The 15,892-nt window shown below is 69.1% G+C and carries 14 protein-coding genes; 2 read left to right on the forward strand and 12 right to left on the reverse strand.

The window, feature by feature from the left end:
* Positions 1-109: 109 nt before the first annotated feature.
* Complete coding sequence (gene hflX, locus DEU35_RS01115) at positions 110-1,627, reverse strand: GTPase HflX (protein ID WP_103210447.1); 1,518 nt, start codon at positions 1,625-1,627, stop codon at positions 110-112.
* An 86-nt stretch (positions 1,628-1,713) separates the two neighbouring features.
* Here hflX and DEU35_RS01120 point away from each other — a divergent pair, with 86 nt between their 5' ends.
* Positions 1,714-2,358: a class I SAM-dependent methyltransferase gene (locus tag DEU35_RS01120; RefSeq protein WP_103210445.1), complete on the forward strand. Its 645-nt coding sequence runs from the start codon at positions 1,714-1,716 to the stop codon at positions 2,356-2,358.
* Positions 2,359-2,498: 140 nt separating this feature from the next.
* Here DEU35_RS01120 and dapF read toward each other — a convergent pair whose 3' ends face one another.
* Genes dapF through miaB form a run of 4 tightly spaced genes read right to left on the reverse strand, consistent with a single transcriptional unit; the run spans position 2,499 to position 6,302 of the window.
* Positions 2,499-3,353, reverse strand: coding sequence for a diaminopimelate epimerase (gene dapF / locus DEU35_RS01125; RefSeq protein ID WP_103210443.1), 855 nt, complete (start codon positions 3,351-3,353; stop codon positions 2,499-2,501).
* 38 nt (positions 3,354-3,391) lie between these two features.
* Positions 3,392-3,832 (reverse strand): GNAT family acetyltransferase, encoded by a 441-nt coding sequence (locus DEU35_RS01130; protein ID WP_116238381.1) that lies wholly within the window; start codon positions 3,830-3,832, stop codon positions 3,392-3,394.
* A complete protein-coding gene (miaA, locus tag DEU35_RS01135) occupies positions 3,829-4,758 on the reverse strand; it encodes a tRNA (adenosine(37)-N6)-dimethylallyltransferase MiaA (protein ID WP_116238382.1) in 930 nt (309 codons plus the stop codon). Before miaA ends, DEU35_RS01130 begins: the two co-directional genes overlap by 4 nt.
* Positions 4,755-6,302, reverse strand: a complete 1,548-nt coding sequence (gene miaB / locus DEU35_RS01140) for a tRNA (N6-isopentenyl adenosine(37)-C2)-methylthiotransferase MiaB (RefSeq protein ID WP_103210435.1) — start codon at positions 6,300-6,302, stop codon at positions 4,755-4,757. Before miaB ends, miaA begins: the two co-directional genes overlap by 4 nt.
* Before the next feature lie 200 nt (positions 6,303-6,502).
* On the opposite strand from miaB, the gene DEU35_RS01145 reads away from it, so the two are divergent.
* Positions 6,503-9,079 carry a helix-turn-helix transcriptional regulator gene (locus tag DEU35_RS01145; RefSeq protein WP_116238383.1) on the forward strand — a complete coding sequence of 859 codons (2,577 nt, stop codon included), beginning with the start codon at positions 6,503-6,505 and terminating at the stop codon, positions 9,077-9,079.
* A 38-nt stretch (positions 9,080-9,117) separates the two neighbouring features.
* On the opposite strand, the gene DEU35_RS01150 is transcribed toward DEU35_RS01145, so the two are convergent.
* From DEU35_RS01150 to DEU35_RS01180, 7 genes are all read right to left on the reverse strand, one after another.
* Positions 9,118-9,996: a regulatory protein RecX gene (locus tag DEU35_RS01150; RefSeq protein ID WP_258873299.1), complete on the reverse strand. Its 879-nt coding sequence runs from the start codon at positions 9,994-9,996 to the stop codon at positions 9,118-9,120.
* Positions 9,996-11,048 carry a recombinase RecA gene (gene recA, locus DEU35_RS01155; RefSeq protein ID WP_103210431.1) on the reverse strand — a complete coding sequence of 351 codons (1,053 nt, stop codon included), beginning with the start codon at positions 11,046-11,048 and terminating at the stop codon, positions 9,996-9,998. Before recA ends, DEU35_RS01150 begins: the two co-directional genes overlap by 1 nt.
* 283 nt (positions 11,049-11,331) lie before the next feature.
* Positions 11,332-11,556 carry a DUF3046 domain-containing protein gene (locus tag DEU35_RS01160; protein ID WP_103210429.1) on the reverse strand — a complete coding sequence of 75 codons (225 nt, stop codon included), beginning with the start codon at positions 11,554-11,556 and terminating at the stop codon, positions 11,332-11,334.
* Between the two features lie 9 nt (positions 11,557-11,565).
* Complete coding sequence (locus DEU35_RS01165; RefSeq protein ID WP_055835145.1) at positions 11,566-11,874, reverse strand: helix-turn-helix domain-containing protein; 309 nt, start codon at positions 11,872-11,874, stop codon at positions 11,566-11,568.
* Positions 11,875-12,046: 172 nt separating this feature from the next.
* The gene (locus DEU35_RS01170) at positions 12,047-12,574 is read right to left on the reverse strand and encodes a CinA family protein (protein ID WP_103210426.1); all 528 of its coding nucleotides are present in this window, start codon (positions 12,572-12,574) and stop codon (positions 12,047-12,049) included.
* Entirely contained in the window at positions 12,571-13,158 is a 588-nt protein-coding gene (gene pgsA, locus DEU35_RS01175) for a CDP-diacylglycerol--glycerol-3-phosphate 3-phosphatidyltransferase (RefSeq protein WP_116238384.1), read from the reverse strand. The genes DEU35_RS01170 and pgsA overlap by 4 nt, the downstream gene beginning before the upstream one ends.
* The gene (locus tag DEU35_RS01180; protein WP_116238385.1) at positions 13,158-15,887 is read right to left on the reverse strand and encodes a DNA translocase FtsK; all 2,730 of its coding nucleotides are present in this window, start codon (positions 15,885-15,887) and stop codon (positions 13,158-13,160) included. The genes pgsA and DEU35_RS01180 overlap by 1 nt, the downstream gene beginning before the upstream one ends.
* Between the last annotated feature and the right edge of the window lie 5 nt (positions 15,888-15,892).

The following is a 15,892-nucleotide window of genomic DNA, read 5'->3' on the forward strand; positions in this document are numbered from 1 at the left end:
CGCCGGAGGCGCAGACAACCCTCAGGGCGGAGGCGCCCCGCGCGGCCGACGGAGGCAAAAGGGACGGGCCCCCACGCCGAAGCGCGGGGGCCCGTGATCCGACCGGGGATCAGGCTCCGAACGCGGCGAGCTCCGCCGCGAGGCGCGCGCCCACGTGAGCGTGCAGGAACGTCCCGCTCTCGCGGTGCTCCTGGGCGACGATCAATCCGCTCTCGTGCACGGCAGAGACGAGGTCGCCACGGTCGTAGGGAACGATCGCCTGCACCTCGACCGCCGGCCGCGGCAGGGCGTCCTCGATGGCGGCGCGCAGCTCCTCGATGCCCTCCCCTGTCCGGGACGAGACGAACTTCGCGTTCGGCGCGAGCCCTCGCAGCACGAGACGGTCGTCTTCGCCGACCAGGTCCGCCTTGTTGAAGACCACGATCTCCTGACCGAAGTTCGCGTCGACGTCGCCCATCACATCGCGTACCGTCATCAGCTGCGCGGCCGGGTCGGGATGCGAGGCATCGACGACGTGGAGGATGACATCGGCGTCGCCGACCTCCTCGAGCGTGGAGCGGAACGCTTCGACGAGCTGATGCGGAAGGTTCCGCACGAAGCCGACCGTGTCGGTCAACGTGTACACGCGGCCGTCACTCGTCTCGGAGCGACGGACCGTGGCATCCAGGGTCGCGAACAAGGCGTTCTCGACGAGCACTCCGGCGCTCGTCAGGCGGTTGAGCAGGCTCGACTTACCGGCGTTGGTGTACCCGGCGATCGCGACAGAGGGGATCGTGTGCCGCTTGCGTTCGGCGCGCTTGGCCTCGCGGGCCGGCGCGAAATCACGCAACTGCTTGCGCAGGAGCGCCATCTTCGTGCGGATGCGACGGCGATCGAGTTCGATCTTCGTCTCACCGGGACCGCGCGAGCCCATGCCTGCGCCGCCCGCGCCCACCTGTCCGCCGGCCTGACGCGACATGGAGTCGCCCCATCCGCGCAGGCGCGGGAGCAGGTATTCGAGCTGCGCGAGCTCGACCTGAGCCTTTCCCTCGCGACTCTTCGCATGCTGGCTGAAGATGTCGAGGATCACCGTCGTGCGATCGATCACCTTGACCTTCACGACGTCTTCGAGGGCGCGCCGCTGGCTGGGGGCCAGTTCGGTGTCGGCGATCACGGTGTCGGCACCGACGGCGGCGACGATGTCGCGCAGTTCCGCCGCCTTGCCGCGTCCGACGTACGTCGCCGGATCCGGATGGGGCCGCCGCTGCAGCACGCCGTCGAGGACGACGGCACCGGCCGTCTCGGCCAGCGCCGACAGTTCGCGCAGCGAGTTCTCGGCATCCGCCTGCTCACCCTGGGGGTGCACGCCGACGAGCACGACGTTCTCGAGGCGCAACTGTCGGTACTCGACCTCGGTGACGTCTTCGAGCTCGGTCGAGAGACCGGCGACGCGACGCAACGCCGCACGTTCCTCGCGGTCCCACTGGTCGCCGTCGGAGTCGCCGCCGTAGGCCGTGGTGACGTCCTGGAGAGCTTGCGCGGCACCGAAGACCCGGACCCCTCGGTGCGCTTCGGCGCGCGAGAGCACACGGTCCACCGGATCCACCGGAGACGCGTCGGTGCTCGGGGGTGTGGTCTGTTCGGTCATGGGTTCCTTCCGTTCGCGGTGTTCCCGCGTGTTCTGGCACTTTATCCGGCCCGGCGGCGTGGGGGCCGGTCGGATATCCTGGCGTGATGGGGAGCGAGCACTACTTCAGCGCGTCGCCGTCGAGTCCCGAGCAGCTCCGCCGCCTTCGCGTGACGCTGGCCGGTCGAGAACTCGAGGTGGTCACGGCCGGCGGCGTCTTCAGTCCCGACCACGTGGATGCCGGCACCTCGGTGCTGCTCGCGAACACCCCGCCCCCTCCCGCCGGTGGGCACTTCCTCGACCTGGGGTGCGGGTGGGGTCCGATCTCGCTGTCGCTGGCGCTCGCCTCACCGCACGCGACCATCTGGGCGGTCGACGTCAACGAGCGTGCTCTCGATCTCGTGAGGCGGAACGCGGATTCCCACGGCCTCCACAACATCAACGCGGTGCGACCCGAGGATGTTCCCGACGACGTGTCGTTCCGCACCATCCGGTCCAATCCGCCGATCCGCGTCGGCAAGTCCGAGTTGCACAGCATGCTCCAGCACTGGATCCCGCGCCTCTCGGAGCGCAGCGACGGTTGGTTCGTCGTCCAGCGCAATCTCGGCTCCGACTCCCTGCAGCGCTGGCTCGCGGCGACCTTCCCGGAGGGGTACGGCGTGCAGCGCGCCGCCACCGGCCGCGGCTTCCGTGTGCTGCGCGTGCGCAAGCACGGTTCGCCGCCGAGCGAGCTCATCGACGTCGTCTCCTGACGCCGAGACTCCTCCTCGCCGCGCCGCGACCGGATGCCGCGATCGCACCGTCCGCGTTCTGTCATCCGATCGCTCGTGCGCCGATCGGGGCACCTCACGCCACCGTGTGATCTCGCGCGTCAACGAGAAGGCCGCGCGCCTCAGGCGAGCGCGACCTCGCCCGTGAACACCAGCGATGCCGGGCCCGACAGAAAGACGCGACCCTCGGCCACGCGCACGCCCAACGTTCCCCCGGGCGTATCGACGACCCAGGAGTCGGGGGCGGCCACCCCTGCCCAGTGCCGCACAGCCAGGGCTGCCGCGGCCACGCCGGTGCCGCAGCTCAGCGTCTCCCCCACTCCGCGCTCGAACACGCGCAGGCGGATCGCGCCGACCCCGTCGCGCACGAGCGGGTCGGACGGAACGACGAACTCGACGTTCGCACCGTGACGGGGAGACGGGTCGAGGACCGGCTGGTACGTGAGATCGAGCCCCTCGAGCTCCGCCTCCGAGGACAGTGCCACCACCACGTGCGGGTTGCCGACGTCGACTCCCACCCCCGGGCGCGCGACCGGCAGCCCCTTGGCGCGCACGAGCGTCTCATCGCCCTCGATCGCGTAGACGCCCAGGTCGACCTCGTAACCGCGTTCGCTGCGCGTGAGGGTCTTCACCCCCGCGCGCGTGCCGATGCGCAGCCCTCCGTCGAGCGTGGCGAGACCGGTGTCGCTCAGGTACCGGGCGAACACGCGCGTGCCGTTCCCGCACATCTCCGCCTTCGATCCGTCGGCATTGCGGTAGTCCATGAACCATTCGGCACCGGATGCCGCGGCCTCGGCGCCCTCATCGAGAGCGGCGGAACGGACAACACGCAGCAACCCGTCGGCTCCGATGCCGAAGTGACGGTCGCAGAGCACGGCGATCTGCGCGTCGGAGAGCTCGAGTTCCCCGTCGGGGTCGGCCACCACCACGAAGTCGTTGCCGGTGCCGTGCCCCTTGGTGAACGCGAGAGTCGCCATGCGCCCAGTCTAGAGAGCGGTCGCCGCGCGCTGGCCGCTCATGCCGAGGACGAGGGCCCGTCCACGACGAGCCGCTTGCCGGTCGCCCAGGTGTCGAAGGGCTCGTAGCCGAGCGCTTCGTAGAACCCACGTGCACCGGTGTTGTCGGGACGCACCATGAGCTGCACCTTGGGGCAGCCCATCGCTTCGAGCAGACGCTCCGCCTCCGCCACGAGGAGCCGACCGATTCCACGGCCACGATGCGAGGCCGCGGCGGCGAGGTAGTAGAGCCAGCCGCGGTGGCCGTCGTATCCCGCCATCACACTGCCGACGATCCGGGCGTCGTCGACCGCCACGAGGAAGAGCTCCGGCTGCACGGTCAGCTTGCGGCGGATGTCGGCGCGCGGATCGTTCCACGGACGGGTGAGACCCGCTTCTTCCCACAGCGCTACGACGGCGTCCTCATCGGTCGCCTCGAATGCCCGGATGTCGATCGTCACGATTCCTCCCCCACTCGGGATGCCAGGAGCCCGGCATCCGCGGTCCGCGCATCGACCCAGAGGGCTCCGGCATACCGCCGGAACCACGACACCTGCCGACGCGCGTAGCGCCGCGTGAGCGCCTGAGTCTCGGCGATGGCCTGGTCCCGGGCGAGTTCGCCCCGGAGGTGCCCGAGGGCCTGCGCGTATCCGATCGCCCGCCCCGCGGTCGCGCCGCGCTCGAGGCCCTCCGCGCGCAGCGCGTCGACCTCGTCGAGCAGCCCGTCCGCCCACATCCGCTCGACGCGCGCGTCGAGTAGCGGCACGAGCTCCTCGCGGTCGACGGCGGTGGCCACGATCCGGGTCGCCGGATGCCAGAACTCCGGCGCCTCGGGGAGAGCACCACCGTGCGTCTGGTCGCCCTGTGCCAGCACCTCGAGGGCACGGACGACCCGGCGGCCATTGCGCGGGTCGATGCGCTCGGCGGCCGCGGGGTCGGCCTCGCGGAGACGTGCGAAGAGCACACCCGAACCGTGTCGCTCGAGCTCGTCCTCGAGTTCGGCGCGCAGCTTCTCGTCGCGCGGGGGGAAGCGGAAGTCCCAGAGAACGCTCGAGACGTAGAGCCCCGATCCGCCCACGAGGATCGCGTCGGACCCCCGACCGTGGATCTCTCGGATCGCCGTGCGGGCGGCATCCTGATACCAGGCCACCGCGGCCTCGTCGGTGACCGCGAGCGCGTCGAAGAGATGGTGCGGGATGCCGCGGCGCTCGGTCTCGGGAAGTTTTGCGGTGCCGATGTCCATGCCGCGATACAGCTGCATGGCGTCGGCGTTGACGATCTCCGCCCGCCGTCCGTGGGCGGCCACAGCCTCGGCGAGATCGAGCGAAAGACCGGTCTTGCCCGTCCCGGTCGCGCCGACGACGGCCCAGAGGACGGGCGCGGTCACACGCCGACGCGAAGGGTGGGAAGCCCCAGCGACACGGCGCGCGCCACGCCGCTCTCGCCCGCCGGCACCGGGACGCCGCAGGACTCGGCCTGCGAACGATCCCACGCGTCGCCCGCGCGCGTCCGGCGGATGCGCAGCGGTGCTCCGTCGGGGGCATCGGCGAGCAGATGGAAGGGCGCCGCGTGGGTCACCGTGACGGACACCACGTCGCCAGGGCGCGGGAGAGGCGACCCCTCCGGCAGCTCGAAGTGCACCAGGCGGTTGTCTTCGGCGCGACCGGTCAGACGGTGGGTCGAGGCGTCCTTCTTACCCTCACCGGCCGAGACGAGCACCTCGAGCGTACGACCCAGCTGCTTCTGATTCTCCTCGGCCGCGATGCGGTCCTGCAGCGCGAGCAGGCGCTCGTAACGCTCCTGCACGACGGCCTTGGGCACCTGATCGGCCATGGTCGCTGCGGGGGTGCCCTCGCGGATCGAGTACTGGAACGTGAAGGCGCTCGAGAAGCGCGCGGCCTCGACGACCCGCAGCGTCTCTTGGAAATCCTGCTCGGTCTCACCGGGGAAGCCCACGATGATGTCGGTCGTGATGGCCGCGTTCGGAATTCGCTCGCGCACACGGTCCAGGATGCCGAGGAACTTCTCGCTACGATACGAGCGGCGCATCGCCTTGAGGATGCGATCCGAGCCCGACTGCAGCGGCATGTGCAGCTGCGGCATGACGGCGGGGGTCTCCGCCATGGCCGCGATCACGTCGTCGGTGAAGGCAGCCGGGTGAGGGCTCGTGAAACGGATGCGCTCGAGGCCCTCGATCTCGCCCGCAGCGCGCAGCAGCTTGCCGAAGGCGAGACGGTCTCCGAACTCGACGCCGTACGAGTTGACGTTCTGCCCGAGCAGGGTGACCTCGATGGCGCCGTCATCGACCAGCAGGCGGATCTCGTTCAGGATGTCGCCGGGGCGGCGGTCCTTCTCCTTCCCGCGCAGGCTCGGCACGATGCAGAAGGTGCAGGTGTTGTTGCAGCCGACCGAGATCGACACCCATCCGCTGTGGACGGAATCGCGCTTGGTCGGCAACGTCGAGGGGAAGATCTCCAGCGACTCCAGGATCTCGAGCTCGGCTTCGCCGTTGTGACGTGCACGCTCGAGCATGCCGGGCAGTGAGCCCATGTTGTGCGTGCCGAACACCACGTCGACCCATGGAGCCTTCTGCTGGACGGCCTCTTTGTCCATCTGGGCGAGGCAACCGCCGACGGCGATCTGCATCCCGGCGTGCGCATCCTTGCGCGACTTCAGGTGCCCCAGGGTTCCATAGAGCTTGCCGGCGGCGTTGTCGCGCACCGCGCAGGTGTTGATCACGACGACGTCCGCCTCGGCGCCGGCGTCCGCGCGGACGTATCCTGCACTCTCGAGCGAGCCCGAAAGCCGCTCCGAATCGTGCACATTCATCTGGCAGCCGAACGTACGGACCTCGTAGGTGCGCGGGCCATCGACACCGTGAGCGGCGGCGGACGGTTCGATGAGCGTCGGGGTCGAAACGGGGGTGGTCATGATGCGAGCAAGTCTAAACGTCGGCACCGCCTCGACCGTCTGTTCGCGTGCGATCCCCTCCCCCACGGAGCTCGCACCTTCTGGCGCATACCGGGTCAAAGGGTGCGTATTCGGGACAAGAAAGTGCGTCTCGTGTAGGTAATTTGGGGGACACGTCACCGCCTACAAGATCCACGGGCGGTCTCCGGGGGGAGAAGAATATGGGGGAAGACCGTTCGACGAAGTGGTCGAGAGGGCTGGTCGGAACGGACCGGGATGCTGCGGCGCTGGCGAAGCGAGCTCGAGGCGGCACATCGCTGGTGCTGGCGGGTCCGCGCGGGAGCGGACGAAGCTATCTTCTGCGCACCATCGCCGCAGAACTGAAGCGGCACGACGCTCTTGCTGTCGAGCTGCGGACGTCCTGCGCGCTGTCGAACGTCGAGTTCGGAGCCATCGACGCCTCCGGGCACGTCGGGCTCCGCGCCCTCAGCGAGCACACCGCCACGAGCGTCGTCGAGGGTGTGGTGGTCGTCGACGATGTCGACTCGCTCGATGTCGCGTCGACGCGGGCCCTCGCCCGAGGCATCGCCGCGGGTCGGGTGACGGCGGTCGTGGGGATGCGTACGGCGCGCGCTCGATCGCTCTCCCGCCCTGACGATTCGGACATCGTGCGCCGTACTGTTCTCGACCTCTGGCTCGACGGTCTCGCACGCCGGATCGACCTCGCCGAGCTCAGCACAGACGACGCCCTCGATATGATCGCCCTCTTCCCGGGCGCCGATCTGCTGGACAACACGACCCGCGCCGCGATCGCGTGGCGAGCCGACGGGTCCCGGACCCTTCTACGACAGCTGATCATCGAGGCGATCGCCGCGGCGCGCATCGGGCGCGACCCGCTGACCGCGTTGCAGACCGTGGCTCGGCACAGCCGGCTCGCCGTCGCGCTCTCGGAACACGTCGCCGACTTCCCCCGGGAGGACCTCGCCTGCCTCGCGGGAGTGCGGCGGCTCCCCCACCTCGAACTCGCCGTCGCCACACGACTTTTCGATGCCGAGAGCGTGCAAGCACTCGTCGCGACGGGGCTCCTGCACGCCGACGCCTCCGTCGATCGCCGCCTCACCGCCAACGACCTCGTCGCCCAGGAGGCGCAGAGACAGCTCGGCCCATCCATGATCGACGCACTGGTGGAGGCGGCCGGCACGCGCATGCTGACCGAGGCGGAGGAATGGTGGAGCTCGATCATCGCCGTCTCTGTGTCGGAGCGCTGGCACCGGCTCGGCGTCGGCGCCTCCGGTGAGGAGGCGTACTCCCCCGAGCTGCGCGCCCGCGTCGCGCTGGACGCTGCTCGCGAAGCCAACGACCGGGGCGACACCGCGCACGCCGCTGCACACGCCGCGCGGGGCCTGCGGGCGGTGGAGGACCCCGAACTCCGGCTCGAAGCGCGCCTTGCCACCCCCGATGACCCGGGCATGTCGCCCGAGCCCGCGCAGACCGCCGGCACGCAGACGCGCCGTCGCATCGCACGATCCCGCGCTGCGCGTGTCGCTCGTGGAACGGCCGAGGACCGCGCCACCGTGTCGACGATCGCGGACGGCCGGATCGATGCGCTGCTCGAAGACGCTGCGGGCGCGGTCGCCGACATGGACGGCGCGCGGGCCGCGACGGTGGCGGAGCACGCGCTGACCGAGCCCTCCGCGACCCCCGCGGCCCGGCTCCGTGCCCTCATCGCGGCCGGATCCGCGCAGACTTTCCGCGGAGACTGGCGCCGTGCCCAGGAGCACTACCGAGCGATCGAGCGGATCCTCGACGCTCGTCAACGTCCGGAGGGTATCGGCGTGCGCGACCGTCTCAGGGCGCTGTTGAGCATGCTTGCCGGCCACCAGATCGCGGGCGCCGACGGCACGGCAATACACAAGCGTCTCGAGGACGAAGTGCGCATCACGGCCAGAGAAGGGGAGTCCGAGGACCTCTCCATCGCCGGGGCCGCCTCCGCGATCGCCCTCGCCTGCATCGGCCGTCCGGAGGCCTCGCAGCGGGAACTCGCCACCGCGCTCTCGCGGGAGCCGTCGGCGATGACGCCGCTGGACGCGACCATGATCGGGCTCGCCGTTGCGGACGAGCTGGCGACGGCGGGCCGCACGGAAGAGGCTCGATCGATGCTGAACCGTCTGCGAACAGGACCCGCGCCGTTCCTGGTGCGCAGCCGTCTGTACGTGGAGACGACGATTCTCACGGCGGAGGGACGCACCGACGAGGCGCGGCAGGCCGTCCGCGCCGCGGCGGACCTCTCGTGTGGCCGCTCTGCCGCCGCGCTACGGATCCGAGACTTGTTCCGGCTGATCACGCTGGGAGAGGCGAAAGAGGCGGAAATCGACGAGCTCGTCCAGCTCGCGGCGACCACCGACCTCCCTCTCGCCGTCGCGGCCGTCCGTCGGGTGGCGGCCCGCACCAGCGAAGAAGAGCTGCTCCCGGTCGACGAGCTCCGGCTGCACGGCCTGTGGTCTGCCCCGGACGCGCCCGAGTCCCAGCCCCCTGTCGCCATCCCGCGGGGAACCATGCATGGCCTCCCCGAGGAGGCTGTCGAGGAGCTGACCACGCGAGAGCGCGAGATCGCACTCTTGGCCGACGAGGGTCTCACCAACCGCGAGATCGCTACGCGCCTGTTCTTGTCGATCCGTACCGTGGAGTCGCACGTCTACCAGGCGCGGATGAAGGTCGGAGCGCCCTCGCGGCGGGAGCTCGGTCGGGTCGTGGCCGCCGTGTCCGGCGGCGGCTCGGGGGCCGGCGTCGCCCACTGAGGTTCCGAGAACCGGCGTCGACGACGAGTGCCCCGACGTCACTGGTCGGGGCTGAACCTCACGCCCGACGACGGCCGCGAGAACGACCGGCTACGCCCGATCCCGGCTTCTTCGAGGGCTGTCCTCGCGGCCGTGAGAGCTACCGACGACGGGTACCCGCGCCGCGACAGCTGGCCCGCGAGCCTCCGCAGGGCGGCGTCGTACTCCTTGCCCTCCACCCCACGAACCTTCGACCGCGCGAAGTCGAGCGCACGTTCGGCGTCGTCGTCGGGAAGAGCGGCGAGGGTCTCTTCGGCTACCTCCCTCGGGATGCCGCGCTTGCGCAGCGTCTCGGCGACGGCGCGCCGCCCCTCCCCTTTGCGCTCGACGGCTGACATCGCGAGTTGCTCGGCGAACGCCGCGTCATCGAGGTACCCGAGGTCGACGAAGTGGTCGACGAGTTCGTCCGCAAGGGAATCATCGGCACCATCGACGCCGCGCACGACGGCACGCGCCTCGGACAGCGAAAGAGATCGAGAACGGAGCTTGCGCAGAAGTATCGCCTCCGCCTGTTCACGAATCTCGACCCGGCCCGGCGACGATCCTGCGTCGTCGCGGTCGTCATCGACGACCGAGAGGTGGGGACGGCCGACGCCGGGCGTCGCCGTCACCTCGGCTCGGGGCATTCCGCCCGGTGTGTCCTCGACGACCTGCCGACGCGAGGGGTGCTCTCCACCCGGCTGTGCACCCGTGCCGAAGAGAGGGATGATGGGAGCGAGGCGGGTGTCGTCGACGGCCTGAATCCCATCGCGCACCGAGAACTCCTCGAGACTGCCCCCGTCTTTCGACTTGTCCCGCTCGTCGGCGTCAGCGAAGCTCCGGTCGTCACCCGCTCCCGCGGAGGGCCGACGACCGGGGCTCCACGTGTCGTCGGTCATCAGGCCGGGCGCCGCGCGGCAAGCTCGTCGTCTGCCGGCGCACTGGCAACGGGAGCGCCACCGATGCCCATCTTGGTTTTGATCTTCGTCTCGATCTCTTCCGCGATATCGGGGTTCTTGATGAGGAAATTGCGCGCGTTCTCTTTGCCCTGACCGAGCTGCTCGCCATCGTAGGTGTACCAGGCGCCCGACTTCTTGACGATGGCGTGCTCGACCCCGAAGTCGATGAGGCTTCCCTCACGCGAGATACCCACGCCGTAGAGAATGTCGAACTCCGCCTGCTTGAACGGCGGCGCCATCTTGTTCTTGACGACCTTGACGCGCGTGCGGTTACCTACGGCCTCGGTACCGTCCTTCAGCGTCTCGATGCGACGGATGTCGAGTCGCACCGACGCGTAGAACTTGAGCGCCTTTCCACCGGCCGTGGTCTCGGGCGAGCCGAAGAAGACGCCGATCTTCTCGCGCAGCTGGTTGATGAAGATCGCCGTCGTCTTCGTGGTGTTCAGACCACCGGTGAGCTTTCGCAGCGCCTGCGACATGAGGCGAGCCTGCAGGCCGACGTGCGAGTCGCCCATCTCACCCTTGATCTCGGCCTCGGGAACCAGGGCGGCGACCGAGTCGATGACGACGAGATCGATCGCGCCGGAGCGGATCAGCATGTCGGCGATCTCGAGCGCCTGCTCACCGGTGTCGGGCTGAGACACGAGAAGGGCGTCGATGTCGACGCCGAGCTTCTTCGCGTATTCGGGGTCGAGAGCGTGCTCAGCATCGATGAAAGCGGCGATGCCGCCCGCGCGCTGGGCGTTGGCGATCGCGTGAAGCGTCAACGTGGTCTTTCCCGACGACTCCGGGCCGTAGATCTCGATGATGCGGCCGCGAGGCAGACCGCCGATGCCGAGGGCAACGTCGAGAGCGACGGAGCCCGTGGGAATGGTCTCGATGGGCGCACGATCGTCGCTGCCCAGTCGCATGACCGAGCCCTTTCCGAACTGACGGTCGATCTGAGCCAGCGCGGACTCGAGGGCCTTTTCGCGCTCTGCGGGTGAGGGCATGACGTCTTCTTTCTTCTCGCGTTCCGGTCGCCTATAGGCTGTCGAGCCTCCCACCGACGGTGGGCCTGCCCGACAAGGCGTTCAGGGTGTCGTTCGACGTTTCCCACGTTAGAGAGGGCCTCCGACATCGGCTGCGGAGAAGCCCCTAACTGGGGAGACGTCAGGAACGAAACCTGATGTGCAGGAGCCTACGCCCGTATCGAACGTAGATTCGATGACACGCCGACGAGCAGACACCGAGAGCCGAAATCCTCAGCGGCGCGCCGCAGCGGACGCGAACGGGTCAGGAGCGCCGCGGTTCCAGCCGGCCGACTCCGTAACGACGATCAGCGGGGACGTCGGTCTCTTCGCACAGCGCGAGCCAGACGTCGCGCGGATCGACGCCGGCGGAGAGAGCGTCGACGCTCGTACGCCCACCCACGGCCGACAGCACAAGGTCTGTCAACAGCGAGCCGCCTCGTGCGCCGAACTCATCACTGACGGCGCGGTCGAACTCACTACGACGCACGAGCGTCGATCAGCGGAGCGAGAGCTCGGGCTCGACGGAGGCGACGAGCTCGTCGGGCACCACGTCGGGGAAGGTCTGGAGGCCTTCGAGCACCGAGAGTCGATCGCCGACTTCACGCATGATGGTCGAGATGGGGACGTCGAGGGCTTCCGCGACCGACGCGAGGATCTCGCTCGACGCCTCCTTCTGCCCGCGCTCGACCTCGCTGAGGTAGCCGAGGGCCACACTCGCACGGCTGGCGACCTGGCGGAGGGTACGACCCTTCTGCTGGCGGAGGTCACGCAGGACTTCGCCGATCTCTTGACGAACCAGGATCATGTTGGGGCCCTCCTCACTGCTGATTCCGTCGCCGTCCGCTGTGAACGACTGTGAAACACCTTCTGTGGTCACCCTAATGCCGCGCGCTGTGCACCGGATGGGAATCGTGAGACAAAACCGGGATGTGCCATGATTTGTTCCCGCTTTTTTCGAAGCCGGAAAGCGGGTGTCGTCACAGGGCGGCCAATGCGCGACGGATCGCGAGATGGGCCGTCTCGCGGCGGATGCGCTCGCGGTCGCCGGCGATGACGAGCGAGTCCACCCGGGTGCCCAGCGGCGTGGACACCGCGATGTGCACGGTGCCGACCGGCTGACCGTCCTGCTCCTCCGGGCCGGCGACGCCGGTGGTCGCGATCCCGACATCGGTCGGCACGCCGTCCCGGCCCAGAACGTCTCTCACCCCGCGGGCCATCTGGCGCGCTACGCGCGGGTGCACGGCCCCGTGCGCCTCCAGGAGCGTCTGGTCGACGCCGAGCAGACCATGCTTCAGGTCGGTCGCATAGGCGACCACTCCCCCTCGCACGGCACGCGAGGCGCCCGGGATGTCGACGAGCGCCGAGACCACAAGTCCTCCGGTGAGCGACTCCGCAACGCCGACCGTCCATCCCAGCTCGACGAGCCGTTCCAGCAGCACCGACGCGCTCTCGCGAGGCGTGCGGACGAGGGTCTCGTCGAGGTCGTCGGGCACGCCGTCGATCACCGCGCGCCTCGCTTCGCCCGCGCCGCCCGGACCTCGGTCGCGACGTAATCGAGACCCGAAGCGATCGTCAGGATGACCGCGATCGTCATCGTGATGACGCTCCCCCACCAGACGGTGGCCTGCCAGGCGCTCGCATCAGACAGAGACGCGAACGGGAGCAGAGCGATCGAGAGAGCGATGGCTTGGAAGACGGTTTTGAGCTTGCCCATCCAGGCGGCCGCCAGGACATGGTCGTTGACCACGAGGAAGCGATAGACGGTGATACCGATCTCACGCACAAGCACGACGATGGTGATCCACCAGGGAAGCTCGCCCAGGATCGAGAGACCGATGAAGGCGAGTCCGGTGAGAGCTTTATCGGCGATGGGGTCGAGAAGCTTGCCCAGGTCGCTGACGATGTCGTACTTGCGGGCGATGTATCCGTCGACGCCGTCGGTGGCGATCGCCACGATGAACAGCACCGCCGCGGCCCAACGGAGGCCGCCGCCAGAGCCCGCATCGGCCAGCAGCAGCCAAAGGAATATCGGCGCGCAGACGATGCGCGCGACGGTGATCGCGTTGGGCAACTGAGGGTGCACGGCCATCAGTCGCGCCCCGTCAGCTGCCACGCGTCTTCGGAGCCTTCTTCGTCGTCGGCGTTCACCACGGGAAGACCGGCGAACTGCGCCTCGACGGGATCGGAGCCGTAACGGTCGTCGGCCCCTGGCGCCGGAGCGGCTGGAGCGTCGTCGCCCCGTAGTCGCGCGAGCACCGCGGGGAGTTGTTCGTTGGTCACCATGACGTCGCGCGCTTTCGAACCCTCGGACGGCCCGACGATCTCTCGGGACTCCAGGAGGTCCATGAGGCGGCCGGCCTTGGCGAAGCCGACGCGGAGCTTGCGCTGCAGCATCGAGGTCGAGCCGAACTGGGTCGACACGACGAGTTCGGCGGCGGCGAGCAGCAATTCGAGGTCGTCACCGATGTCGGCATCGATCTCTTTCTTCTCGGCCGCGGCCTGCACGTCGGAACGGTACTCGGGACGCGCTTGCTGCGTGACGTGCGCGACGACCTTCTCGATCTCCTGCTCGCTCACCCACGCGCCCTGAACGCGGAGGGCCTTGGAGGCCCCCATGGGCAGGAAGAGACCGTCGCCCTGTCCGATCAGACGGTCGGCACCGGGCTGGTCGAGGATGACGCGGGAATCGGTGACGCTGGTCACCGCGAAGGCGAGGCGCGAGGGCACGTTCGCCTTGATGAGACCGGTCACGACGTCCACCGATGGACGCTGGGTGGCGAGGACGAGGTGGATGCCGCTGGCCCGGGCCAGCTGCGTGATACGCACGATCGAGTCCTCGACGTCACGCGGTGCGACCATCATGAGGTCGGCGAGCTCGTCGACGACGACCAGCAGGTAAGGGTAGGGCTTGAGGACGCGCTCGCTACCGGCTGGCAGCGTGATCTCGCCGGCGACCACGGCACGGTTGAAGTCGTCGATGTGCCGGAAGCCGAACGACGCCAGGTCGTCGTATCGCATGTCCATCTCTTTCACGACCCACTGCAGCGCCTCGGCCGCCTTCTTGGGGTTCGTGATGATGGGGGTGATCAGGTGCGGAACACCCGCGTACGACGTGAGCTCGACGCGCTTCGGATCGATCAGCACCATTCGAACGTCGGACGGTTTGGCGCGCATGAGGAGGCTCGTGATCATCGAGTTGACGAAACTCGACTTTCCCGAGCCGGTGGAACCGGCCACCAGAAGGTGCGGCATCTTCGCGAGGTTCGCGACCACGAACCCGCCTCCGACGTCTTTGCCCACACCGATCGTCATCGGATGCGTCGACGAGGTCGCGGCATCCGAGCGGAGGATGTCGCCCAGGGTCACGATCTCGCGGTCGGCATTGGGAATCTCGACACCGATCGCGCTCTTGCCCGGGATGGGCGCGAGGATGCGTACCTCGTTGGAGGCCACGGCATAGGCGATGTTGTTGGTCAGTGCAGTGATGCGCTCGACCTTGACGCCCGGGCCGACCTCGATCTCGTACTGTGTCACGGTCGGGCCGCGCGAGAAACCGGTCACGCGTGCGTCGACCTTGAACTGCTCCATGACGCTCTCGATGGCCTTGACCACGGCGTCGTTCGCGGCCGAGCGCGCCTTGGGCGGCGTTCCGGCGGCGAGAGCGGTGACCGCGGGCAGGCGGTAGTTCGCCGCGGGGGGCGCACCGGCGTGATCGCCGCCCAGGCCCGAGATCCCGGGCAGGTCGTCGTCGGCGGACTCTCCGAGAGGCGAGTCGTCGTGCAGACCGCGGCCGGTAGCGGCACCCGCGAGTGCCGTGGCATCGAAGACCTCGGTCAGAGCGTCGGGTGTCGGAGGCAACGGCGGCGGCGTCGGACGGGTGGTCGACTCGGGCTCGACCACGGCGGATTCGAAACCCCCCTGCGTCGTTCCGGGCGACAACAGCTCTGTCAGGTCATTCGACCCGAGAGACCCATCGGTCTCTTCTTCACGACCGGTCTTGTTGCGACGCCACCACGGCAGCGATTTCTCGCTCGACTCCTCGTCGGAGTCATCGACGGGCAGCACCTGCGTCGCCGTCGCGTCGTCGCGCTCCGCCCGCTCGGCCCCGAACATCCAGGCGTAGAGGTCGCCCAGACGGCGGCCGATGCGGTTCGGCGGCGTCTTGGTGAGGATGAGGATGCTCAGAACCGCGAGCAGCGAGAGGGCGATGTAGGCCCCGACGTTCGTGAGCACGAGAGCGAGCGGTTCACCCACGATCCAGCCGGCGAGCCCGCCCGCGGGGCTCAGCGCGGGCAGACCCCCGACGTTGGGAGCGGGGCGATCGCCGGCGACGTGGCAGAACCCTGCCACCGTCACGATGAACAGGGCGAAACCGATGCCCACGCGCCCGTTGTCGTGCACCGACGCCGGATGCCGGAACAGCCAGCCCGCGAGCAGAAGCAGCAGCACCGGCAGAACGAAAGCGACCCGACCCACCAGTCCGCCGAAGCTGTATGCACTGATCAGCGCAGCGGCATCCGTCCCGATGAAGAACCACTCGACCACCGCGCCGAGAGCTGCGAGCACCACGAGAAAGAACGGGAAGCCGTCCCGACGCTGATCGCGCTCGAGGTTCTCGGGCCCGAAAGCGCGGAACATGCCGCCGACGCCGTGGGCGACGGCCATCCACGCACGGACCGCAGCGGCGGGCTTCTCAGGCTCGTCGACGTAGCGTTTGGGTGCCGGAGCGGCGCGCTTCGACGCGGGGGCGGCGGCCTTCGCGCGCGACGACCCCTTGGCGGGAGCGCGGCCGCCGGACGGTGACGAGGTACGAGGCATTCCTC

It is taken from the genome of Microbacterium sp. AG157 (genome assembly GCF_003385695.1).
In the GTDB taxonomy this organism is placed as follows: Bacteria; Actinomycetota; Actinomycetes; order Actinomycetales; family Microbacteriaceae; genus Microbacterium; species Microbacterium testaceum.

Coding starts and splice junctions, on each gene's coding strand:
- DEU35_RS01120 (WP_103210445.1), top strand. CDS start 1,714: ATGGGGAGCGAGCACTACTTCAGCGCGTCGCCGTCGAGTCCCGAGCAG.
- DEU35_RS01145 (WP_116238383.1), top strand. CDS start 6,503: ATGGGGGAAGACCGTTCGACGAAGTGGTCGAGAGGGCTGGTCGGAACG.
- pgsA (WP_116238384.1), bottom strand. CDS start 13,158: ATGGCCGTGCACCCTCAGTTGCCCAACGCGATCACCGTCGCGCGCATC.
- DEU35_RS01150 (WP_258873299.1), bottom strand. CDS start 9,996: ATGACCGACGACACGTGGAGCCCCGGTCGTCGGCCCTCCGCGGGAGCG.
- recA (WP_103210431.1), bottom strand. CDS start 11,048: ATGCCCTCACCCGCAGAGCGCGAAAAGGCCCTCGAGTCCGCGCTGGCT.
- DEU35_RS01180 (WP_116238385.1), bottom strand. CDS start 15,887: ATGCCTCGTACCTCGTCACCGTCCGGCGGCCGCGCTCCCGCCAAGGGG.
- DEU35_RS01165 (WP_055835145.1), bottom strand. CDS start 11,874: ATGATCCTGGTTCGTCAAGAGATCGGCGAAGTCCTGCGTGACCTCCGC.
- dapF (WP_103210443.1), bottom strand. CDS start 3,353: ATGGCGACTCTCGCGTTCACCAAGGGGCACGGCACCGGCAACGACTTC.
- hflX (WP_103210447.1), bottom strand. CDS start 1,627: ATGACCGAACAGACCACACCCCCGAGCACCGACGCGTCTCCGGTGGAT.
- miaB (WP_103210435.1), bottom strand. CDS start 6,302: ATGACCACCCCCGTTTCGACCCCGACGCTCATCGAACCGTCCGCCGCC.